The sequence below is a fragment of the Acinetobacter sp. 12966 genome (assembly GCF_031196995.1).
Classification (GTDB): domain Bacteria; phylum Pseudomonadota; class Gammaproteobacteria; order Pseudomonadales; family Moraxellaceae; genus Acinetobacter; species Acinetobacter geminorum.
Map to the genome: position 1 here is coordinate 1 of NZ_JAVIMC010000020.1, position 216 is coordinate 216.

The following is a 216-nucleotide window of genomic DNA, read 5'->3' on the forward strand; positions in this document are numbered from 1 at the left end:
CTTGCCATTAATTTCATAACCATGCTCGGTCTTTTGAAGTTTAGTCGTGAGGTCCGCGACTGTCTTACTGTGTTTTTCGGAAAATGCATTGCCAAAACGAATTCCTCTTAACACCAAGTTAAAGAAGAACTGTTGCTGTTCAGGTTTCGCATCTAGTCTTAAATGTTCAATAAAAGCCAAGTGGTTTTGAGGCAACTGAGCAAGAGAAGGGTCAAC

At 40.7% G+C, this 216-nt stretch carries 1 pseudogene; it reads right to left on the reverse strand.

The features are described 5' to 3' along the window. Positions 1–216, reverse strand: a pseudogene (locus RFW85_RS03400) (SfnB family sulfur acquisition oxidoreductase); the annotation flags it as partial.